This window comes from Pseudomonas tohonis (genome assembly GCF_012767755.2).
Lineage (GTDB): Bacteria > Pseudomonadota > Gammaproteobacteria > Pseudomonadales > Pseudomonadaceae > Metapseudomonas > Metapseudomonas tohonis.
In genome coordinates this window covers 728,410-748,633 of record NZ_AP023189.1, presented here as the reverse complement: position 1 = coordinate 748,633, position 20,224 = coordinate 728,410, and the positions used below count along the sequence as shown (strand labels likewise).

19 protein-coding genes are annotated in these 20,224 nt (G+C 67.2%); 7 read left to right on the top strand and 12 right to left on the bottom strand.

Annotation, left to right across the window (positions count from 1 at the left end; translation table 11 throughout):
- The first annotated feature begins 41 nt into the window (after positions 1 to 41).
- Both HSX14_RS03440 and HSX14_RS03435 read left to right on the top strand, forming a co-directional pair.
- Positions 42 to 932, top strand: coding sequence for a LysR family transcriptional regulator (locus HSX14_RS03440; protein ID WP_173177561.1), 891 nt, complete (start codon positions 42 to 44; stop codon positions 930 to 932).
- Between the two features lie 406 nt (positions 933 to 1,338).
- Positions 1,339 to 1,992, top strand: a complete 654-nt coding sequence (locus HSX14_RS03435) for an endonuclease I family protein (protein ID WP_173177667.1) — start codon at positions 1,339 to 1,341, stop codon at positions 1,990 to 1,992.
- 254 nt (positions 1,993 to 2,246) lie between these two features.
- Here the strand turns inward: HSX14_RS03435 and HSX14_RS03430 are convergent, their stop codons facing one another.
- The 11 genes from HSX14_RS03430 to bioB form a co-directional block, all read right to left on the bottom strand.
- Complete coding sequence (locus HSX14_RS03430; protein ID WP_173177559.1) at positions 2,247 to 4,025, bottom strand: acyl-CoA dehydrogenase C-terminal domain-containing protein; 1,779 nt, start codon at positions 4,023 to 4,025, stop codon at positions 2,247 to 2,249.
- 194 nt (positions 4,026 to 4,219) lie between these two features.
- A complete protein-coding gene (locus HSX14_RS03425; RefSeq protein ID WP_173177557.1) occupies positions 4,220 to 6,016 on the bottom strand; it encodes an acyl-CoA dehydrogenase C-terminal domain-containing protein in 1,797 nt (598 codons plus the stop codon).
- Positions 6,017 to 6,133: 117 nt separating this feature from the next.
- Positions 6,134 to 7,426, bottom strand: a complete 1,293-nt coding sequence (locus tag HSX14_RS03420) for a GGDEF domain-containing protein (protein ID WP_173177555.1) — start codon at positions 7,424 to 7,426, stop codon at positions 6,134 to 6,136.
- A 192-nt stretch (positions 7,427 to 7,618) separates the two neighbouring features.
- Entirely contained in the window at positions 7,619 to 9,424 is a 1,806-nt protein-coding gene (locus HSX14_RS03415) for a phenylacyl-CoA dehydrogenase (RefSeq protein WP_173177553.1), read from the bottom strand.
- 166 nt (positions 9,425 to 9,590) lie between these two features.
- Positions 9,591 to 10,292, bottom strand: a complete 702-nt coding sequence (locus HSX14_RS03410) for a putative metalloprotease CJM1_0395 family protein (protein WP_173177551.1) — start codon at positions 10,290 to 10,292, stop codon at positions 9,591 to 9,593.
- Positions 10,293 to 10,349: 57 nt separating this feature from the next.
- The gene (locus HSX14_RS03405) at positions 10,350 to 10,619 is read right to left on the bottom strand and encodes a pyrroloquinoline quinone biosynthesis protein PqqE (protein WP_111259557.1); all 270 of its coding nucleotides are present in this window, start codon (positions 10,617 to 10,619) and stop codon (positions 10,350 to 10,352) included.
- A 90-nt stretch (positions 10,620 to 10,709) separates the two neighbouring features.
- Positions 10,710 to 11,393: a dethiobiotin synthase gene (bioD, locus tag HSX14_RS03400; RefSeq protein WP_173177549.1), complete on the bottom strand. Its 684-nt coding sequence runs from the start codon at positions 11,391 to 11,393 to the stop codon at positions 10,710 to 10,712.
- Positions 11,394 to 12,224 carry a malonyl-ACP O-methyltransferase BioC gene (gene bioC / locus HSX14_RS03395; protein ID WP_173177547.1) on the bottom strand — a complete coding sequence of 277 codons (831 nt, stop codon included), beginning with the start codon at positions 12,222 to 12,224 and terminating at the stop codon, positions 11,394 to 11,396.
- Positions 12,217 to 12,942, bottom strand: coding sequence for an alpha/beta fold hydrolase (locus HSX14_RS03390; RefSeq protein ID WP_173177545.1), 726 nt, complete (start codon positions 12,940 to 12,942; stop codon positions 12,217 to 12,219). The genes bioC and HSX14_RS03390 overlap by 8 nt, the downstream gene beginning before the upstream one ends.
- Complete coding sequence (gene bioF / locus HSX14_RS03385; RefSeq protein ID WP_173177543.1) at positions 12,935 to 14,116, bottom strand: 8-amino-7-oxononanoate synthase; 1,182 nt, start codon at positions 14,114 to 14,116, stop codon at positions 12,935 to 12,937. Before bioF ends, HSX14_RS03390 begins: the two co-directional genes overlap by 8 nt.
- Before the next feature lie 93 nt (positions 14,117 to 14,209).
- On the bottom strand, positions 14,210 to 15,265 hold the full coding sequence (gene bioB, locus HSX14_RS03380) for a biotin synthase BioB (RefSeq protein WP_173177541.1): 1,056 nt from the start codon (positions 15,263 to 15,265) through the stop codon (positions 14,210 to 14,212).
- Positions 15,266 to 15,483: 218 nt separating this feature from the next.
- On the opposite strand from bioB, the gene HSX14_RS03375 reads away from it, so the two are divergent.
- The 5 genes from HSX14_RS03375 to rarD all read left to right on the top strand — a co-directional run bounded on the left by HSX14_RS03375 (position 15,484) and on the right by rarD (position 19,467).
- Positions 15,484 to 15,777, top strand: coding sequence for a hypothetical protein (locus HSX14_RS03375; RefSeq protein WP_111259563.1), 294 nt, complete (start codon positions 15,484 to 15,486; stop codon positions 15,775 to 15,777).
- Between the two features lie 21 nt (positions 15,778 to 15,798).
- On the top strand, positions 15,799 to 16,533 hold the full coding sequence (locus HSX14_RS03370; RefSeq protein WP_173177539.1) for a ComF family protein: 735 nt from the start codon (positions 15,799 to 15,801) through the stop codon (positions 16,531 to 16,533).
- A 68-nt stretch (positions 16,534 to 16,601) separates the two neighbouring features.
- Positions 16,602 to 17,366, top strand: a complete 765-nt coding sequence (locus HSX14_RS03365; RefSeq protein WP_173177665.1) for a TOBE domain-containing protein — start codon at positions 16,602 to 16,604, stop codon at positions 17,364 to 17,366.
- A 73-nt stretch (positions 17,367 to 17,439) separates the two neighbouring features.
- Positions 17,440 to 18,414 carry a serine/threonine protein kinase gene (locus tag HSX14_RS03360; RefSeq protein WP_173177537.1) on the top strand — a complete coding sequence of 325 codons (975 nt, stop codon included), beginning with the start codon at positions 17,440 to 17,442 and terminating at the stop codon, positions 18,412 to 18,414.
- Positions 18,415 to 18,576: 162 nt separating this feature from the next.
- A complete protein-coding gene (rarD, locus tag HSX14_RS03355; protein ID WP_173177529.1) occupies positions 18,577 to 19,467 on the top strand; it encodes an EamA family transporter RarD in 891 nt (296 codons plus the stop codon).
- Positions 19,468 to 19,680: 213 nt separating this feature from the next.
- Here the strand turns inward: rarD and HSX14_RS03350 are convergent, their stop codons facing one another.
- Positions 19,681 to 20,202: a glycine cleavage system transcriptional repressor gene (locus HSX14_RS03350; protein ID WP_173177527.1), complete on the bottom strand. Its 522-nt coding sequence runs from the start codon at positions 20,200 to 20,202 to the stop codon at positions 19,681 to 19,683.
- Positions 20,203 to 20,224: the final 22 nt, after the last annotated feature.

Sequence of the window (20,224 nt, the reverse complement as noted above, 5' to 3'; positions counted from 1 at the left end):
ATGACATTTCGATTTTTCAGGTTCTTCGATAAGAAAGGCTTATGGATTTCCGCCAGCTTCGCTATTTCGTCGCGCTCTACGAGGAAGGCCATGTCGGCCGCGCTGCCGAGCGCCTGAGCATTTCCCAGCCGGCGCTTTCCCAGCAGATCCGCCAGCTGGAACAGGGGCTGGACGTGAGCCTGTTCCAGCGCACCGGCAAGCGCCTGCTGCCGACCCTCGCCGCGCACACGCTCTACAACCATGCGCTGCCGCTGCTCGACGGCATGGAGCGGGCGCGCGAGGCGTTGCGCAACTTCCGCGGGCAATCACCCCGGAGCCTGGCCATCGGCGTGCTGCAGACGGTCAACGCGAGCCTGGTGCCGCTGCTGCTGGAGCGCCTGCGCGAAGCCCAGCCGCACCTGGTGGTGCAGATCTACGAGCTGTCGGGCCTGGACATCGAGCGGCGCCTGCTGACCGGCAACCTGGATATCGGCATCGGCTTCCTGCCGCCGCGCCAACCGGGGCTGCACAGCCAGTTGCTGTACGAGGACGAGTTGCAACTGGTGATTCCCGAGGAGCACCCGCTGAAGGAGTTCCGCAAGGTCTCGCTGGCCCAGGCCGCGGAGTTGCCGATGCTGCTGCTGGGCGAGGAGTTCCGCGTACGGCAGATCTGGCAGGAGCAGTTGGCGCTGATCGGCCGGCGCCCGCAGGTGCAGGCGGAGCTGAACCATATGGCCGGCATCCTCGACAGCCTGCCGCATACGCGCCTGGCCACGGTGCTGCCCGGCCGCGCGCGGCAGTTGCATGCCAACCAGGCGCTGCTGTGGAAGCCCTTGAGCGAGCCCCGCGTGCCGTTGAAGGTGGGGTTGGTATTCCGCGATGCCCAGCGCCAGCAGGCGACGCTGGAGCTGCTGCGGGCTCTGCTGGAGAACCTGGTGCCCCCCGCCGCGTGATGCCGGGTCCGGAAAAAGAAAAACCCCGCCGAAGCGAGGTTTTTGCAGACTTGTATCCCTGACATCCCTGATCTACCCACCATCCTGGCGGAAATCCGGCGTAGTCCCTGTTTTTCAGTGCGCTTCCTGCGCTACGTCCCTATGGAGTGAAGATTAGTCCTGCAGCCATGTAGGCGGAAGCAGCGAACGCCTTCAGAAAATGTAAGCAATATCTTACAAAATAGCGGTTTGACGATTTGATCACAAAAGGCCATCACGTCAGTGAAAGGCCCGTCCCAGAGGCAATGCAGCAACCAAGCAAGCGATCGGTAGGCTTTGTCTTCAGAATAGTCGCTTGATAGACTCCGCATTGTCCTACAAGAACGATATGGCCGGCCTTTTCGTGCGGTCGACTGGGGTCATGACCATGCGCGTAGTTGCGATTGCCCTTTGCTGCCTCACCCCTTTCATCGCCACCACCGCCCTCGCCGGCGGCCAGGACAGGCTCCCCGATCACAAGGCGGCCGTGAGCCAGGTCTTCTGGCCTCAGCTCTATGCGGGCGCCGGTACCACGCTGTATTGCGGCAAGGCCTTCACCGGCGAGAGTGGCCTGCTGGCAGCCAGCCCGGTCTATTCCATCAAGCAGATCAAGAGCGCGCTGCGCTGCGTCACCGACAGCCAGTGCAAGAGCGCCAACGCGCAATATCCCTTCATGCTCGCCGACCTGCACAACCTCTACCCGGAGCTGGCGCGGGTCGAGCTGGCGCGGCGCAATGCGCTGTTCGGCATGGTCGGCGATGTGCCGAGCAAGTTCGGCGCCGAGTGCGACCTCAGGACCAGCTTCCAGCTGGTGGAGCCTCGCGATGCCGCCAAGGGCAACGTGGCCCGGGCGATCTTCTACATGCACATCGAGTACGGCCTGCCCATCGTCGGCCAGGTGCAGATGTTCAAGGAGTGGCACCGCCTGGACCCGGTGGACGCCGAGGAACGCGCCCGCAACGAGCAGATCGCCGCGCTGCAGGGCACCCGCAACCGCTTCATCGACGACCCGGGCCTGGTGGACAGGCTGATCCCGGATTGAAGGGGCGCAACCAGACCTCGGAGCCCGCGACCGCCGCGCGCTCCGGACGTAGGGTGTGCTGCGCACCGGGGACTCGCCGGAAGCACCGAGCGGCGGTGCGCACGGCACACCCCACGGCACGAGCTCATCCTGTCAGTCCTCGGCTCGAACTGTCACAGAGCCGATGACTCATGACCACGCCCTGAAGACGCGATTTCCCACGTTCAAATGAAAAAGCCCCGCATCGGCGGGGCTTCTTCGTTTGCGGGGGCCGCTTAGAACTGGGCGGCGTCCAGCAGGTACAGCGACTCGCTGCCGGCCTTCACGGAGGCGGTCAGGGAGTGGATGCGCGGCAGCAGGCGGGCGAAGTAGAAGCGCGCGGTGCCGAGCTTGCTGGCGTAGAACTCGTCCTGGCCTTCCTTGCCCAGTGCAGCCTTGGCCATCAGCGCCCACATGTAGGCGTAGGCGGTGTAGCCGAAGGCGTGCAGGTACTCGACCGAGGCGGCGCCGATCTCGTTGGGGTTGGACTTGGCGCGTTCCAGCAGCCAAGCGGTCAGGTCGTCGAGGTTGGCGACGGCGGCGTTCAGCGGCTGGACGAACTCGGCCAGGTCGGCGGAGGCGCTGCCGGTGAAGGCCTTGATCTCGTCGGAGAAGTGCTTGTAGAACGCGCCACCGCTGCCGACGACCTTGCGGCCGACGAGGTCCAGGGCCTGGATGCCGTTGGTGCCTTCGTAGATCTGGGTGATGCGCACGTCACGCACCAGCTGCTCCTGGCCCCACTCGCGGATGAAGCCGTGGCCGCCGAAGATCTGCTGGCCGTGGACGGTGGTTTCCAGGCCGAGGTCGGTGAGGAAGGCCTTGGCCACGGGGGTCAGCAGGGCGACCATTTCCTCGGCGCGCTTGCGCACGACGGGGTCTTCGCTGTACTTGGCGGTGTCGAGCTGCATGGCGACGTAGGTGGAGAAGGCACGACCACCTTCGTTGGCGGCCTTCATGGTCAGCAGCATGCGACGCACGTCGGGGTGCACGATGATCGGGTCGGCGGCCTTGTCCTTGGCGACCGGGCCGGTCGGCGCACGGCTCTGGATGCGGTCACGGGCGTATTCGACGGCGCTCTGGTAGGAACGCTCGCCGGAGGCCAGGCCCTGGATGCCGACGCCCAGGCGCTCGTAGTTCATCATGGTGAACATGGCGGCCAGGCCCTTGTTCGGGGCATCGACGATCCAGCCGGTGGCGCCGTCGAAGTTCATGACGCAGGTGGCGGAGGCCTTGATGCCCATCTTGTGTTCGATGGAGCCGCAGGACAGGGCGTTCTTCTCACCCAGGGAGCCGTCGGCGTTGACCATGAACTTGGGCACCAGGAACAGCGAGATGCCTTTCGGGCCGGCCGGCGCGTCGGGCAGCTTGGCCAGGACCAGGTGGATGATGTTCTCGGTGAGGTCGTGCTCGCCACCGGTGATGAAGATCTTGGTGCCGGTGAGCTTGTAGCTGCCGTCGGCCTGGGGTTCGGCCTTGGTGCGGATGATGCCCAGGTCGGTGCCGGCGTGGGGTTCGGTCAGGCACATGGAGCCGGCCCAGACGCCCGCGTACATGTTCGGCAGGTACTTTTCCTTCAGCTCTTCGCTGGCGTGCGCGTTGATCGACAGGCAGGCACCGGCGGTGAGCATGGGGTAGAGGCCGAAGGACAGGTTGGCCGAGTTGACCATTTCCTCGACCTGGGCGGAGATCGCCTTGGGCATGCCCATGCCGCCGAAGACCGGATCGCCACCGACGCCGACCCAGCCGCCTTCGGCGTAGGTCTTGTAGGCCTCGGGGAAGCCGGCCGGGGTGCTGACCACGCCGTCGTTCCACTGGCAGCCTTCCTCGTCGCCGGAACGGTTCAGCGGGGCGATGACGCCGCCGGTGACCTTGCCAGCCTCTTCGAGGATCGCGGAGGCGGTTTCCGCATCGACGGTCTCGGCCAGGGCGGGCAGTTCAGCCCAGAGCTTGGCGACCTCGAAAACTTCATTGAGAACGAAGCGCATATCGCGCAGGGGCGCTTTGTAGTCAGCCATGTGCAAAACCTCGCAGGAACTCTACAGGTGGCCGGGAAGGCCGGTTTCACGGAACAGGCCGGCAGTGTACCCGAACAACTTTTGAGACACATAGGGTCGTTGCGTGACCATATGTTATTGAATGGTCACAAATCGCAACCCCGATGAAAAGGGCCCGCACGTGGCGGGCCCCTGGATACACCGAGATTAGACGCTCAGAGCGCGAACTGTTCGGCCGGCAGGGCCATCAGGGAGTCGCTGCCGGCCTCGACCCCCGCCTGATGGGCGGTGGTGCGCGGCAGCAGGCGCTTGAAGTAGAAGTCGAAGGTGGCCAGCTTGGTCTGGTAGTAGGCGGCTTCGCTGGTGCCGGCATCGAGCTTGGCCTGGGCGACCACGGCCATCTGCAGCCAGAACCAGGCGAGCACGATGTAGCCGGAGTACATGAGGTAGTCGACGGAGGCGGCACCCACTTCGTCCGGGTTCTTCATGGCGGCCATGCCGACCTTCTGGGTCAGTTCGCCCCACTGCTGGTTGAGGCGCGCCAGTTCGGCGACCTGCCCCCTGAACTGCGGGTGCTCGGCCTGGGCCTGGCAGAACTTGTGCACGCGCTTGGTGAAGCCGCGCAGCAGCTTGCCCTGGCTGCCGAGCACCTTGCGGCCGAGCAGGTCGAGGGCCTGGATGCCGTTGGTGCCTTCGTAGATGGGGGCGATGCGGCAGTCGCGCACCAGTTGCTCCATGCCCCACTCGCGGATGTAGCCGTGGCCGCCGAATACCTGCATGCCGAGGTTGGTGGCTTCCAGCCCGGTCTCGGTCATGAAGGCCTTGCAGATGGGGGTGAGGAAGGCCAGCAGGTCGTCGGCTTCCTGGCGCTGCTCCGCATCCGGGCTGCCGTGGGCGATGTCGAGCAGCTGGGCGGTGAAGTAGGAGAGCGCGCGGTTGCCTTCGTTGAACGCCTTCATGGTCAGCAGCATGCGGCGTACGTCGGGGTGCACGATGATCGGGTCGGCGGCCTTCTCCGGGGCTTTCGGCCCGGTCAGTGCGCGCATCTGCAAGCGGTCGTTGGCGTAGCGCACCGCGCCCTGGTAGCTGGCTTCGCCGAGGCAGAGCCCCTGCATGCCGGTGCCCAGGCGGGCGTGGTTCATCATGGTGAACATGCAATTGAGGCCCTTGTTGGCCTCGCCGATCAGGTAGCCGGTGGCGGAGTCGAAGTTCATCACGCAGGTGGCGGAGGCCTTGATGCCCATCTTGTGTTCGATGGACCCGCAGGAGACGGCGTTGCGCGCACCGACGGCGCCATCGGCGGCCGGCATGAACTTGGGCACGATGAACAGGGAGATGCCCTTGGTACCGGCGGGCGCATCGGGCAGCTTGGCGAGGACGAGGTGGACGATGTTCTCGCTCATGTCATGCTCGCCGGCAGAGATGAAGATCTTGGTGCCGCTGACCGCGTAGCTGCCGTCGGCCTGGGGCACGGCGCGGGTCTTGATGATGCCCAGGTCGGTGCCGCAGTGGGGCTCGGTGAGGCACATGGTGCCGGTCCAGCGGCCTTCGGTCATGCGGGTCAGGTAGGTCTGCTTCTGCTCTTCGGTGCCGTGGGCGTGGATGGCCGACATGGCGCCGTGGGTGAGGCCGGGGTACATGGCCCAGGACTGGTTACTGGAGGCGACCATCTCGCTGATGATCAGGCCGAGGGAATGGGGCAGCCCCTGGCCGCCGTAGGCCGGGTCGGCGGCCAGGCCGTTCCAGCCCCCCTCGACGTACTGGGCGAAGGCTTCCTTGAAGCCCTTGGGCGTGGTCACCACGCCATCCTTCCACTGGCACTCTTCCTCGTCGCCGGAGCGGTTGATGGGCGAGAGCACCTGCTCGCAGAACTTGGCGCCCTCCTCGAGGATCGCCGAGACCATGTCCGGGGTGGCGTCGCTGGCACCGATGGCGGCGTAGGTCGCCGGGAAATCGAAGACTTCGTCGATCAAAAAGCGCATGTCGCGCAGGGGGGCCTTGTACTCGGGCATGGCAGGGTTCTCCTTGGGCGAGCGCCAGGGTCGGCGCCAATCATCCGACCCTACTGCGCGCCCGGGCCCCGGACAACGAAGCTGCCGGCGCTGAATGCAGCGCCATAACCCGCTGCGCTAGGCGTCGGCCTTGCGCACCCGCACCGCGCCACGGCGGTTCTGCCCATGGAGGAACACGCGGTTGCGCCCGGCGCTCTTGGCGCTGTAGAGCGCCTGGTCGGCCACCTTGATGACTTCCTCGGGGGTGCGCTGCTCGGCATCGCGTTCGGCGACGCCGATGCTGATGGTGACCGAGACGCTCTGCCCGGCGGCGCCGCTGCGCTTGCTGCGGCCCTGCTCGTCGTTCTTGGGGCGGCTGTCCTTGTCGCGCAGTTGCATGGCGTAGTTCTCGATCGCCTCGCGCACCGCCTCCAGGTGCGGCTGGCATTCCTCCATGGTCTTGCCGGCGAAGACGATGGTGAATTCCTCGCCGCCATAGCGGTACGCCTTGCCACCGCCGGTGACCTTCTTCAGGCGCGCGGCGACCATGCGCAGCACCTGGTCGCCGACATCGTGGCCGTAGGTGTCGTTGAATTTCTTGAAGTGGTCGACATCGGTCATCGCCAGCACGTAGTTGCGCCCGAGGCGCTGCAGGCGTTCGTTGAGGGCGCGGCGGCCGGGCAACCCGGTGAGTTCGTCGCGGAAGGCCATCTGGTAGGCCTCGTGGGCCACCGAGGCGGTCAGCGCGAGCATCGCCAGGCTGCTCATGGCGTGCAGCGCGTGGGGCAGGACGAAGACCTTGGGCAGCATCCACCAGATGCCGAGCAGGGCCAGCAGCTGCGCGGCGTGCTGCGGGCGGGGCTGGCGGGCATAGGTGACCGCGAGGGCGATCAGCGCGCCGACGAAGGCGAAGTAGGACAGCTGGATCAGGCTCATCCAGCTGCCGTGCAGCAGCGGCCAGTGCACGGCGGTGAGCACCGGCAGCAGGGACTCGGGGTAGCTGCGGCCGAGGGCGACGGCAACGCCCACCACGGCGAGGATCACCGCCCCCCGGGCGACGAAATCCTGAAGCAGGTGGGTGCGCTCCTGCCAGCACCCGAACAGGCCGAACAGCAGCGGCAGCAGCAGGCTGCAGAGGTGGAACACCAGCGCCGCATCCTCGCGCACCACGCGTTCGGCCTGGTAGTAGTCGACCTGGGTGTCGAGCAGGTAGTAGGCGAGGTAGAGGATCAGCAGCAGGAACAGCTGGCGCAGGCGGCCATAGGCGGCGCAGAAGGAGCCACCGAGCAGCAGCAGGAGCGTGGGCAGCACGTTGAACAGCGAGACGAAGAACTCGGTCATGCCCGGCAGCGAGCCCATCACGCCGCCGGCCAGGATCAGGGCCAGGGGCGGGACGAAATGGCTGACGCGAAATGACGAGAGAGACCGCACTGATGCTGATCCAGACAGGTGTCGAAAGGGGGATGGGGAGCTGGCCATATGATTGCATTTCTGCCAGGGCCACGCACCCGTCCAGGCGACGAAACGCCGCGATCGTCGTGCTTTCGCGAGCCTCTCCCGGTCTATTCGCGCGCCAAAGAAAAAGCCCGCCTTGCGGCGGGCTCCTTCGTACAGCGCTGAACCTTAGTAACCGAGGGCGAAGTCTTCTTCGGCCAGGTCCATCAGGTTGTTGGCGCCGGACAGCATGGTTTCGACGTGGGTACGGGTACGCGGCAGGATGCGCTTGAAGTAGAAGCGCGCGGTCTGCAGCTTGGCCTTGTAGAAGGCGGCATCGCCTTCGCCGGCGGCCAGTTTCTCGGCAGCCAGGCGGGCCATGTCGGCCCAGAAGTAGGCCAGGCAGGCGTAACCGGAGTACATCAGGTAGTCCACGGAGGCGGCACCGACTTCTTCGCGATCTTTCATCGCGGCCATGCCGACCTTCATGGTGACGTCGCCCCACTCCTTGTTCAGCTTGGCCAGGGGCTCGACGAATTCCTTGACGGCTTCGTTGCCTTCGTTGGCCTGGCAGAACTTGTGGACGATCTTGGTGAAGCCCTTCAGCGCTTCGCCCTGGGTCATGAGGATCTTGCGACCCAGCAGGTCCAGCGCCTGGATGCCGGTGGTGCCTTCGTACAGCATGGAGATGCGGCTGTCGCGGACGTTCTGCTCCATGCCCCACTCGGCGATGAAGCCGTGGCCGCCATAGATCTGTACGCCGTGGTTGGCCGACTCGAAGCCGACTTCGGTCATGAACGCCTTGGCGATCGGGGTCAGGAAGGCCAGCAGCGCGTCGGCGGCTTTCTTCTCTTCCTCGTTCTGGCTGTACTTGACGATGTCGACCTGCTTGGCGGTGAAGTACACCATCGCGCGGTTGCCTTCGGCGAAGGCTTTCATGGTCAGCAGCATGCGACGTACGTCCGGGTGGACGATGATCGGGTCAGCGGGCTTCTCGGGCGCTTTCGGGCCGGTCAGGGCACGCATCTGCAGGCGCTCGCGAGCGTATTTCAGGCCACCCTGGAAGCCGATCTCGGCATGGGCCAGGCCTTGCAGCGCGGTACCCAGGCGAGCGGTGTTCATGAAGGTGAACATGCAGTTCAGGCCTTTGTTCGCCGGGCCGATCAGGAAGCCGGTGGCACCGTCGAAGTTCATCACGCAGGTGGCGTTGCCGTGGATGCCCATCTTGTGTTCGATGGAGCCACAGGCCACGGCGTTGCGCTCGCCCACGCCGCCTTCGGCGGTCGGCAGGAACTTCGGCACGATGAACAGGGAGATGCCTTTGGTGCCGGCCGGTGCATCGGGCAGGCGGGCCAGGACGATATGGACGATGTTGTCGGCCATGTCGTGCTCACCGGCGGAGATGAAGATCTTGGTGCCGGTGACCTTGTAGGAACCATCGGCCTGGGGCTCGGCCTTGGTGCGCAGCATGCCCAGGTCGGTACCGCAGTGCGGTTCGGTCAGGCACATGGTGCCGGTCCACTCGCCGGATACCAGCTTGGTCAGGTAGGTGTGCTTCTGGTCTTCGGTGCCGTGGGCGGACAGGGTGTTCATCGCGCCGTGGGACAGGCCGGGGTACATGCCCCAGGACCAGTTGGCTTCGCCGACCATTTCGCTGATGGCCAGGCCGAGCGACTCGGGCAGGCCCTGGCCGCCGTGTTCGACGTCATGGGCCAGGCTCGGCCAGCCGCCTTCCACGAACTGCTTGTAGGCTTCCTTGAAGCCGGTCGGGGTCTTCACGCCGGACTCGCTCCAGGTGCAGCCCTCGGTGTCACCCACGCGGTTCAGCGGAGCGATCACCTGCTCACAGAACTTTGCACCTTCCTCGAGAATGGCGTCGACCATGTCCGGGGTGGCGTCCTGGCAGCCAGGCAGGCTCTGATAGTGCGCTTCGTAGCCGAGCAGTTCGTCACGAACGAAGCGGATATCACGCAAGGGGGCCTTGTAATCAGGCATAGCAGTAAACCTCTACGGTGGGTTCCTAGTTAAGGTGACCGGCACATCGGTCGCTTACAACATCACGGTAGTCGCTGTCGGTTGCACGCTGGCCGCCCGACAATCAAACAGGTGTTTGAAACATACGTTTACGCCATTCCCTTGTCAAGCATCCGCCTGTCGCGGCTCAGGCGCGGATATCCAGCAGGGGCCCGGGCGCGTCGGAGCGAGCGACCTGGAGATAGAGCCCGAGGTCCTGGCTGGCGCCTGGTGGGGATGATTCGGAGGCGTCGTCCGCTTCGGCACGCGCCTCGGCCTTGCGAGCGGCTTCCTCGGCGGCTTCCTCGCGGCGCATCTGGGCGAGTTCGACCAGCGCCTGGCCGGCCTGCGCGGCGGCCTCGGCGGCGACGCGGCGGTCCTGTGCGGAGGGATCGGCCGGCGCCAGCGCCGCGCGCTGCACCACCTCCATCTTGCGCAAGGTGGCCTCGGGGTCGCCGGCCACGGCGCTGACGTCGATCCCCACCTCGCCGCCCACGGCATAGGATTGGCCATCCGGCCCGCGCTTGAAGCTGTAGCTGGGTGAGCCCGCGTAGGCGGCACCTACCGAGGCATGGGCCTGCTCATGGGCGCGGACTTCACGGTCCCGCGCGGCCAGCTCAGCGATTTCCTGGAGGTCCTGCTGTTCCTGCTGACGGGTCTGGCGCGTGGTGGATGCCCCTGCGCCGCGCGCATCGGCAGCACGCGTTTCGGACGACGAAGCCAGTTCGCCGGAAGAGGCGGGATCACGGAGGGAGGAAGAGGATTCGGATGCAGCGCCGTTCACCGCGCCGCGCAGGGGCTGGGGCGCCATCGCCGAGGAAGGGAGATATGCAGCACTGCCGATCCGCATGGGGCCCTCCCTGCCCGCGCCAGGCCACCGCCGCTATCGCAGTCGGGGAGCCGTCAGTCAGGCGCGGGTGTCGATCAGGGTTCCGAGTACATCGTCAGCGGTCTTGATCACCTGGGCTCCGGCTTCCGCCTGGAACTTGCCGACGTTGAGGTCCACCAGGTTGCTCGCCTGGTCGACATCGTTGAATTCCTGGACTCGGGCGCTGGGGGCCTGCTGGTTGCGCTGCACGGACGAGCCCGCGATATCCGCACCGGCCTGGTCGATACGACGCTGGCCCGATTGCAGAGCACTCAATCCTGCGCTGAAGGCACTACCGGAGATTTCCATCACCAACCTCGAAACAAGAGATCAACGCCGTAATTGAAGCAGAAAACGTCTAAAAAACGTACAAACAAAAGGCTATGGACGCCGTTCTGCTTATAGCGCCAGAGGGGCCAGGTCCAGGCAGGCCGCAACGGCCGCGGGCGTCGGGGCCGCCAGGCGGGGGATACGCCCCAGGCACGGAGCCGGAAGCCGCTCCGCCAGGGTGGCGAGGTTCTCTTCCAGGCGCGAGGTCGCCGGGTCCACCAGGTTCGCCACCCAGCCGGCCAGCGGCAGGTCATCACGCAGGATCGCCTCGGCACTGAGCACCGCATGGTTGATGCAGCCGAGGCGCACGCCCACCACCAGGATCACCGGCAGGCCCAGGGCGATCGGCAGGTCAGAAAGACTTGCGCCGCCGGCCAGCGGCACCCTCCAGCCACCGGCGCCCTCGACCAGGGTGAAGTCCGCCCCCTTGTCGATGACCCGCCGCACCGGGCCTTCCAGCGCGGACAGGTCCAGCTCGACACCGACCTCGCGCGCGGCCAGGTGCGGTGCGATGGCGGGCGCGAAGGCCAGCGGGTTGACCTCCTCATAGGCCAGCGGCAGCGAGCACTCGCCCAGCAGTGCCAGGGCGTCCTCGTTGCGCAGGCCGGCGGGGGTCGGAACACAGCCGGACGCCACCGGCTTGCTCGCCGCGGTGGACAGCCCGGCCAGGCGGGCGGCGTGCAGCAAGCCCGCGGCCACCGTGGTCTTGCCGATCTCGGTGTCGGTGCCGGCGATGAAGAAGGCCGCGCTCATTCAGGGCTCCTTGCGCAAGAGGCCGTGGACGACCTGGTAGGTGACGGGCAGGCCGGCGGCATCGCGCCGACGTTCGTAGGCTTCGATCAGGGCGAGCATGCGCGCCCTGCCGGTCAGGCCACCGGGGCGCCCGGGATTGAGGTTGTGCGCGCCCAGCGCCTTGAGCTCATGGGTCAGGCTGCGCAGGTCGGGGAAATGCAGCACGCGAGGACGGCGCTCCAGAACCAACGGGCGCAGGCCACTGCCCGCACACAGCGCCTGATAGCGGCCGAACTCACGGAAGCGGTTGACGTGAACGAAGCCGTCCACCTCCTGCCAGCTGTCGCGCAACTCCTGCAGAGTGCCGACGCACAGGCTGCTGAAGACCAGCAGGCCGTTCGGCCGCAACACTCGCCGCGCCTCGCTCAGCACCGCCGCGAAATCACCGCACCACTGCACCGCCAGGCTGCTGAACACCAGGTCCAGGCAACCGTCCACAAGAGGCAGGCGCTCGGCGTCGCCGGCGGCGAAGTGGCTGGCCCCGCCCAGTGGGCGGGCGTGTTGCAGCATGCCTTCGGCGATATCCAGCGCCAGGCCGTCGGCCGTGGGGAAGCGCTCCGCCAGCACGCGCGAGAAATGCCCGGTGCCGCAACCCAGGTCGAGCCAGCGCTCGGGGACGAAGCCATCGGGCAGGCTGTCGAGCAGGGCACCGCCGACGGCACGCTGCAGCTCGGCGACGCTGTCGTAGCTGGCCGCCGCTCGGGAAAAGGAGGCCGCGACCTGGCGCTTGTCCGGCAGGGGCGGTGCCTCCACCGAAAGGCTGGGCGACGGGACGACGACGGATTCAGACATCTTCACCTTCGAACATGAACGCCAGCATGGCCTCGGCGACCGCGTCCGGACACTCCACCGGCAGCCCATGGCTGGCTTCGCGGATCACCGTCGCCTCGACATCCGGCAGCCAGTCCAGCAACGCCTGGCAGGCGCCGGCCGGCACCAGCGCATCACGCCCGGCGAACAGGTGCAGTTGCGGGCCGCTGTAGGCGCGCAGGGCGCCACGGGTGTCCAGCCCGGCCAGCAGTTGCAGGCCGGCTTCGAGCACCTCCACCGGGGTGGACGGCTGGGTGACCTGCAGCTGCCGCACCAGGGTGCGCGGGTCCTTGGCGCCCTGGCTCACCAGCAGGCGGAAGCGCTTCAGGGTCAGCTCGGGGTCGAGACCGAAGGCCTCGTGGAATGCGGCGAAGACATCGCCGGGCATCGCGCTCGGCCAATCCTCGCGGGCACGGAAACACAGGTTGCTGGCGAGCCCGATCAGCCCGAAGCAGGCCCCGTCGCGCCGTGCCGCCAGCTGCGCCGCCAGCATCCCGCCGAGGGACCAGCCCGCCAGCCAGCAATCGCTCGGCAGGCGCGCATCGAGCTCGTCGAGCCAGGCCTCCGGCTGCGCGAGGTCGGGCAGCGGCTCGATCTCGATGTTCAGGTGCGGCGCACGCTCGGACAGCGCATCGCGCAGCGGCTCCAGGGCACCCGGGCCGAGCGCCCAGCCGGGCAGCAGGATCAGTCGGTCACGCATCGGTTCTTCCTTCCTTAGCCAGAATGTTCCAGCTTTCGGACAACGCCTGGAGCAACAGTTCCAGCTGGGCCTCGCTGTGGGAGGCGCTGAAGGTCACCCGCAGGCGCGCGCTGCCGGCCGGCACCGTCGGCGGGCGGATGGCCCCGACGAGGATGCCGCGTTCGCGCAGCAGGGCGGCGAGGCGCAGGGCCCGGGCGCTGTCGCCGACCAGGATCGGCTGGATCGGCGTGGGGCTGTCCATCAGGCTCAGGCCGATCTCGGCGGCCCCCTCGCGGAAGCGCCGGACCAGCCCGTTCAGGTGCTCTCGGCGCCAGCTCTCCTTCTGCAGGAGCTGCAGGCTCTTGAGGGTGGCGCAGGCCACGGCGGGCGGCTGGCTGGTGGTGTAGATGTAGGGGCGGGCGAACTGGATCAGCGTCTCGATCAGTTCTTCACTGCCCGCGACGAAGGCACCGGCGGTGCCGAAGGCCTTGCCCAGGGTGCCGACCAGCACGGGCACATCCTCCAGGCCGAGGCCGAAGTGCTCGACGATGCCGCCACCGGTGGCCCCCAAAGGGCCGAAGCCATGGGCGTCGTCGACCATCACCCAGGCGCCCTGCTCCCGCGCCTTGGCGCAGAGCGTGGGCAGGTCGGCAAGATCGCCATCCATGCTGAACACGCCATCGGTGACGACCAGCGTGTCGCCTTCGGCCTTCTCCAGGCGCGCGGCGAGGCTGGCCACATCGTTGTGCAGGTAGCGCGAGAAGCGCGCACCCGACAGCAGGCCGGCATCGAGCAGGGACGCGTGGTTGAGGCGGTCCTCCAGCACGCTGCCGCCCTTGCCCACCAGCGCGGTGACGGCACCCAGGTTGGCCATGTAGCCGGTGGAGAACAGCAGCGCACGCGGGCGCCCGGTGAACTCGGCCAGGGCCAGTTCCAGCTCGTGGTGCGGCCCGCTGTGGCCGATGACCAGGTGCGAGGCACCGCCGCCAGCACCCCAGCGCTCGGCACCGGCACGCAGCGCGGCGATAACCTCGGGGTGGTTGGCCAGGCCCAGGTAGTCGTTCGAACAGAAGGCCAGCATCGCCCGGCCGTCCACCACCACATCCGGCCCCTGGGGACTTTCCAGCAGGGGACGCTGGCGATGGAGATCGGCGGCGCGGCGCTCGGCGAGGCGGGAAGCGAGATCGAAGGGCATAACGTCAGTTCCAAGCGGCAAGCCGCAAGCTGCAAGTGAAAGCCGGAAGCGCATCCCGGCTTGTGGCTTGCAGCCTGTGGCTTGGAGCTGCCTTCAAACGGCAGCGTTATAGAACAGCTTGGAGTCGCGCTGCTCCACCAGGGCCTGCTCGATGGCGGCCTGGTGCACTTCGTCGGCGTGTTCCTCGCGTTCCTCGGGCTTGATGCCGAGGCGGGCGAAGAGCTGCATGTCCTTGTCCGCCTGGGGGTTGGCGGTGGTCAGCAGCTTCTCGCCGTAGAAGATCGAGTTGGCGCCGGCCATGAAGGCCAGGGCCTGCATCTGTTCGTTCATCTGTTCGCGACCGGCGGAGAGGCGCACGTGGGACTTGGGCATCATGATCCGCGCCACTGCCAGGGTACGGATGAAGTCGAACGGGTCGACGTCTTTCTCCTCAGCCAGCGGCGTGCCCTTGACCTTGACCAGCATGTTGATCGGCACCGACTCCGGGTGCTCCGGCAGGTTGGCCAGCTGGATCAGCAGGCCGGCGCGGTCGTCCACCGACTCGCCCATGCCGAGGATGCCGCCGGAGCAGATCTTCATCCCCGCTTCGCGCACGTAGGCCAGGGTCTGCAGGCGCTCGCCGTAGGTGCGGGTGGTGATGATGTTGCCGTAGAACTCCGGCGAGGTATCCAGGTTGTGGTTGTAGTAGTCCAGGCCAGCATCGGCCAGCGCGCGGGTCTGCTCCTGGTCCAGGCGGCCGAGGGTCATGCAGGTCTCGAGGCCGAGCTTCTTCACGCCCTTCACCATCTCCAGCACGTAGGGCATGTCCTTGGCGGAGGGGTGCTTCCAGGCCGCCCCCATGCAGAAGCGCGTCGAGCCGATGGCCTTGGCCTCGGCGGCCGCCTGCAGGACCTTCTGCACCTCCATCAGTTTTTCCTTGTCCAGGCCGGTGTTGTAGTGGCCGGACTGCGGGCAGTACTTGCAGTCTTCGGGGCAGGCGCCGGTCTTGATCGACAGCAGGGTGGAGACCTGTACGCGGTTCGGGTCGAAGTGCGCGCGGTGCACGGTCTGCGCCTGGAACAGCAGGTCGTTGAAAGGTTGCTCGAACAGTGCCCGCACTTCGGCGAGGGACCAATCGTGGCGGGTGGAGATGGCTACGGTTGCACTCATGGGGAGCTTCCTTCGACGCGTGGATCGCGCCTCTTGTAGGGGGAAATCCCGACGGCGAGCGCGGGAATTCAGGCTGTTGGGCATCTTGATTTTGGGCTATGACGCTGTCAACCAAAAACTCGACACAGGTTTACATCTGGTTATTTTTCAACCACACAGAACCCTTGGGCGCCGCCTGGATCAAACACCCAGACGGTCATGACGCATAAGGAACGAGCATGGGTAACGACGGTTTCTTCAGTTGGCTGGGCGAGGCGATCGGCAAGGTGATCCGCTTCATCGTCGATCTGCTTTCAACCGTCCTCGGCGGCATCTGGGCGGCGATGGACGACTTCCTCAGGGGCCTGGCGCGAGCCATCGGGATGGATGCCTCGATCTTCAGCTTCGTCGTACTCATTCTCGGCCTGCTCCTGCTCTTCGGCGGCATACGCGCATTGCTGCGAAAGGGCATCATCAGCGGCCTGATCCTCATTTTCCTCGGCCTGATCGTCATGAGCTGGCTGATCCACTGACCTCGCCCAGGGAGGGGCGCCATGGACCGGCTCGCCCACCTGCTGCGCCACCTCGTCCGAACCGCCCCGACCTGCGCGCTGTGTGGCACACGGGCGCATGGCTGCGAACTGCCCATCTGCACCGATTGCGAGGCGGACCTGCCCTGGCTGGCCGGGCGTTGCCGGGTCTGCGCCCTACCGCTGCCCGCCCGGGGCCTGACCTGCGGCGAATGCCTGAAGCGCCCGCCCGCCTTCGATGCCGCCTGCATTCCCTGGCGCTACGACTTCCCGGTGGACAGCCTGATCACCCGCTTCAAACACCAGGCCCAGTGGCCCCTTGGCCGCTTGCTGGCGGAACTCCTGGCGCGCCACATCGAGCACGCGCAAAGCACCGGCGAGCCGCGTCCCGACGCCCTGCTGGCCGTGCCGCTGGCAACCCGCCGCCAGCGCCAGCGCGGCTTCAACCAGGCGCAGATGCTGGCGGGCTGGCTCGGCCGCCGCCTGCGGGTGCCGACGCACGACGATTGGCTGCTGCGCCAACGGGACACGCCTGCCCAGCAGGGCCTGGACGCCGCCACCCGCAAGCGCAACCTGCGCGGCGCCTTCCAGCTGGCCCCGCACGCCAGCCCGCAGGGGCTGCACCTGGCGCTGGTGGATGACGTGCTGACCACCGGAACCACCGCGCAATACCTCGCCCACCTGCTCAAGCGCGCAGGCGCCGAGCGGGTCGACATCTATTGCCTGGCGCGCACGCCCAAGCCCGGCACGCCGCCCTGAGGCATGGCTTGACGGGCGCCCCCGACTCACTCAGCCTGCTGCGCCATGTCCAGCAACAGCCGTCGACCATGAGCCAGCTCACGCCCCTGACCCAGCAACTGACCCGCCGCCCGCAGCGCATGGCCCTGCTGGAGCAGATCGCCGTCCAGGGCTCGATCACGCGTGCGGCGAAGGCGGCCGGGCTCAGCTACAAGGCCGCGTGGGACGCCATCGACGAGCTCAACAACCTCTCCGAGAAGCCTCTGGTCGAACGCAGCGTCGGTGGCAAGGGCGGTGGCGGCGCGCGCCTGTCCGCCGAAGGCGAACGCCTGCTGGCCCTGTTCAAGCGCATGGAGAGCCTGCAGGCACACCTGCTGGAGAGCGCCGAGAGCGAGCAGGACCTGGAGCGCCTGGGCCGCCTGATGCTGCGTACCAGCGCCCGCAACCAGCTCAGCGGCAAGGTCGTCGCCGTGCAGGCCCAGGGCCGCAACGACCTGGTGGACGTCGAGTTGCCTGGCGGCGCCCGCATGCGCGCGCAGATCACCCACGACAGCAGCGAGAAGCTGGAACTCACCCCCGGCGGCGGCGTGATCGCCCTGATGAAGGCCGGCTGGCTCAGCGTGCAGCCCCTCGGCGTGCAGCCCGATCCACAGATGAATGCCCTGGAAGGACGCATCGAAGCGATCCTGCCCGACGACGAGGGCCCCAGCGAGGTCCGCATCGCCCTGGCCAACGGCCAGACCCTCTGCGCCCTGGCCGAACCCGCCCAGCTCGAAGCCGATGGCTTGCGAGCGGGCAGCATGGCCCGCGCCCTGTTCGCCCCCAGCCTGGTGCTGCTCGGCACCCCGCTCTGAGAAGCGACGTACGATAGACCGCCCCGCCGGTGCCATAGGCGCTAGACTTGCCGCCCAACCACCGGAGTCGCCCATGTCCCATCCCTTCGCCGAACTGACGCCCGATCTCGTGCTCGACGCCGTGGAGGGCCTGGGCTACCTCAGCGACGCCCGCGTGCTGGCCCTCAACAGCTACGAAAACCGCGTCTACCAGGTCGGCATCGAAGACGAACAGCCGCTTATCGCCAAGTTCTACCGGCCGCAGCGCTGGACCGACGCCGCGATCCGCGAGGAGCACGCCTTCAGCGCCGAACTCGCCGAGCACGAAGTGCCGGTGGTCGCACCTCTCTCCCGTGACGGCGAAACCCTGTTCGAACACGCGGGCTTCCGCTTCGCCCTGTTCCCCCGCCGCGGCGGCCGCGCGCCCGAGCCCGGCAACATGGACCAGCTCTACCGCCTCGGCCAGTTGCTCGGCCGCCTGCACGCGGTCGGTGCCGTGCGTCCCTTCGAGCACCGCGAGACCCAGACCGTCCAGGCGTTCGGCCATGACTCGTTGCACACCCTGCTGGAGGGCGGCTTCATCCCCAGGAGCCTGCTCCCGGCCTACGAGTCGGTAGCCCGCGACCTGCTCAAGCGCCTCGACCAGCGCTTCGGCGAGGTGCGCTACACCGCCATCCGCCTGCACGGCGACTGCCACCCCGGCAACCTCCTGTGCCGCGACGAGACCTTCCACATGGTCGACCTCGACGACTGCCGCATGGGCCCGGCGGTGCAGGACCTGTGGATGATGCTCGCCGGCGAGCGCCACGAGCGCCTGACGCAGCTCTCCGAACTGGTGGACGGCTACCAGGAGTTCCACGACTTCGACCCGCGCGAACTGCCGCTGATCGAAGCCCTGCGCGCCCTGCGCCTGATGCACTACAGCGCCTGGCTGGCGCGGCGCTGGGACGATCCCGCCTTCCCCATGAGCTTCCCCTGGTTCGGCAGCGAGCGTTACTGGGGCGACCAGGTGCTGATCCTGCGCGAGCAACTGGCGGCGATGGACGAGGAGCCGCTGCGCCTGTTCTGACGCGCGGACGATGCGGCAGGGGCCCCAGGAATTCCGGCGTAACGTAATCCTTACGCCGGAATGGCCCGGGGCATGCGGGAAGATCCTGAGCAGACAGACAAGTCGGCCGGGCGGCCTCTAGAATGTCGGACCTTTCGTTAGCGACCTAAGCAAGGACCTTACATGGCCACCGCCAACCCGCGTCGCGGGTACATCCTCGGCCTGACCGCCTACATCATCTGGGGCCTCTTCCCCATCTACTTCAAAGCCATCCAGGCCGTTCCGGCGCTGGAGATCATCGTCCATCGCGCCATCTGGTCCGCCCTGTTCGGCGCGCTCCTGCTGTTGGTCTGGAAGCACCCCGGCTGGCTGCGCGAACTGCGCGAGAACCCCAGGCGCTTCGGCATCCTCGCCGCCAGCGGCGTACTGATCGCCTCCAACTGGCTGGTCTATGTCTGGGCGGTGAACAACGGGCGCATGCTCGAAGCCAGCCTCGGCTACTACATCAACCCGCTGGTGAACGTGTTGCTGGGCATGCTCCTGCTCGGCGAACGCCTGCGCCGCCTGCAATGGATCGCGGTGGCCCTGGCGGCGGTCGGCGTGGCACAACAGATCTGGCAGGTGGGCAGCCTGCCCTGGGTCTCCCTGACCCTGGCGCTGACCTTCGGCTTCTATGGGCTGATCCGCAAGCAGGCACCGGTCGCCGCCCTGCCCGGCCTGGTGGTGGAAACCTGGCTGCTGCTGCCCCTGGCGCTGGGCTGGCTGGTCCTGCACCCGGCGGCCCAGACCAGCCAGGTGGCCTTCTGGGGCACCTCCGAGGCCTTCTGGCTGATCGCCGCCGGCCCCATCACCCTGGTGCCGCTGGTGTGCTTCAACGCCGCCGCCCGCCACCTGCCCTACACCACGCTGGGCTTCCTCCAGTACCTGGCGCCGACCCTGGTGATGCTGCAGGCGATCTTCCTCTTCGACGAGCACTTCGATCCGAGCAAGCTCCTGGCGTTCTGCTTCATCTGGGCCGGCCTTGCGGTCTACAGCGTCGACGCCTGGTTCACCCTGCGCCGCAACGTCGGCTGAGCAGAAAACGTACGATCGGCTGCAGGCAGCGCCACGCCTGGCCTGCAGCCGACGCTCCAGAGCTTATCCACAGCTCCGTCCCCGTGCATTGTGCACAAGCCGCTGATTCCGCTCGTTTTTCAGCCAGAACGCCCCGGGCCGCGCAGGCCCTGCTCCAGCGCCGGCGCTCCCCAGGTTATCCACAGGCTTGCCCAGGTTTTCCGGGGATAGCCGTCACGACGCCTGCGATTGCAGGTCCAGCTCCACCATCAGGTCGTCGGCCAGGGCCTCCAGCCGCTTCTGCAGCACATCGAGGGACAGGGTCAGCGGCACCGCCAGCACCGCCTCGGCATGGAACAGCGGCTCGCTGCTCATGGGCGCCGGCTTCACCTCGGTGACCAGGCTCTCCACGTTCACCCCCTGCTCGGACAGCAAGCGGGTGATGTCGCGGACGATGCCGGGACGGTCATTGCCCACCAGGTCCAGGAGGATCGGCTTCCAGGTGCAGGACGGCTCGATGCCGCTCTCCGCCAGCATCACGCGGATGCCATGGGCCGCCAGGCCTTGCAGCCCTTCCACCAGCTCGTCATACCCCTCCGCCGGCACCGCCACCCGCAGGATGCCGGCGAACTGCCCGGCCATGCGCGACATGCGGCTCTCCAGCCAGTTGCCGCCATGGGCGGCGATGCACTGGGCGACTCGTTCCACCAGCCCGGGCTGGTCCGGGGCGATCACCGTCAATACCAGATGGTCCACGCTCGACTCCTTCTCTTCAGTG

What these genes read in the sequence shown, in the direction of transcription:
- HSX14_RS03410 (WP_173177551.1), bottom strand. Translation starts at nt 10,292, where the DNA reads ATGCGGATCGGCAGTGCTGCATATCTCCCTTCCTCGGCGATGGCGCCC.
- HSX14_RS03435 (WP_173177667.1), top strand. Translation starts at nt 1,339, where the DNA reads ATGCGCGTAGTTGCGATTGCCCTTTGCTGCCTCACCCCTTTCATCGCC.
- HSX14_RS03425 (WP_173177557.1), bottom strand. Translation starts at nt 6,016, where the DNA reads ATGCCCGAGTACAAGGCCCCCCTGCGCGACATGCGCTTTTTGATCGAC.
- HSX14_RS03375 (WP_111259563.1), top strand. Translation starts at nt 15,484, where the DNA reads ATGGGTAACGACGGTTTCTTCAGTTGGCTGGGCGAGGCGATCGGCAAG.
- HSX14_RS03370 (WP_173177539.1), top strand. Translation starts at nt 15,799, where the DNA reads ATGGACCGGCTCGCCCACCTGCTGCGCCACCTCGTCCGAACCGCCCCG.
- rarD (WP_173177529.1), top strand. Translation starts at nt 18,577, where the DNA reads ATGGCCACCGCCAACCCGCGTCGCGGGTACATCCTCGGCCTGACCGCC.
- HSX14_RS03415 (WP_173177553.1), bottom strand. Translation starts at nt 9,424, where the DNA reads ATGCCTGATTACAAGGCCCCCTTGCGTGATATCCGCTTCGTTCGTGAC.
- bioC (WP_173177547.1), bottom strand. Translation starts at nt 12,224, where the DNA reads ATGTCTGAATCCGTCGTCGTCCCGTCGCCCAGCCTTTCGGTGGAGGCA.
- HSX14_RS03430 (WP_173177559.1), bottom strand. Translation starts at nt 4,025, where the DNA reads ATGGCTGACTACAAAGCGCCCCTGCGCGATATGCGCTTCGTTCTCAAT.
- bioF (WP_173177543.1), bottom strand. Translation starts at nt 14,116, where the DNA reads ATGCCCTTCGATCTCGCTTCCCGCCTCGCCGAGCGCCGCGCCGCCGAT.
- bioB (WP_173177541.1), bottom strand. Translation starts at nt 15,265, where the DNA reads ATGAGTGCAACCGTAGCCATCTCCACCCGCCACGATTGGTCCCTCGCC.
- HSX14_RS03360 (WP_173177537.1), top strand. Translation starts at nt 17,440, where the DNA reads ATGTCCCATCCCTTCGCCGAACTGACGCCCGATCTCGTGCTCGACGCC.
- HSX14_RS03365 (WP_173177665.1), top strand. Translation starts at nt 16,602, where the DNA reads ATGAGCCAGCTCACGCCCCTGACCCAGCAACTGACCCGCCGCCCGCAG.
- bioD (WP_173177549.1), bottom strand. Translation starts at nt 11,393, where the DNA reads ATGAGCGCGGCCTTCTTCATCGCCGGCACCGACACCGAGATCGGCAAG.
- HSX14_RS03405 (WP_111259557.1), bottom strand. Translation starts at nt 10,619, where the DNA reads ATGGAAATCTCCGGTAGTGCCTTCAGCGCAGGATTGAGTGCTCTGCAA.
- HSX14_RS03440 (WP_173177561.1), top strand. Translation starts at nt 42, where the DNA reads ATGGATTTCCGCCAGCTTCGCTATTTCGTCGCGCTCTACGAGGAAGGC.
- HSX14_RS03390 (WP_173177545.1), bottom strand. Translation starts at nt 12,942, where the DNA reads ATGCGTGACCGACTGATCCTGCTGCCCGGCTGGGCGCTCGGCCCGGGT.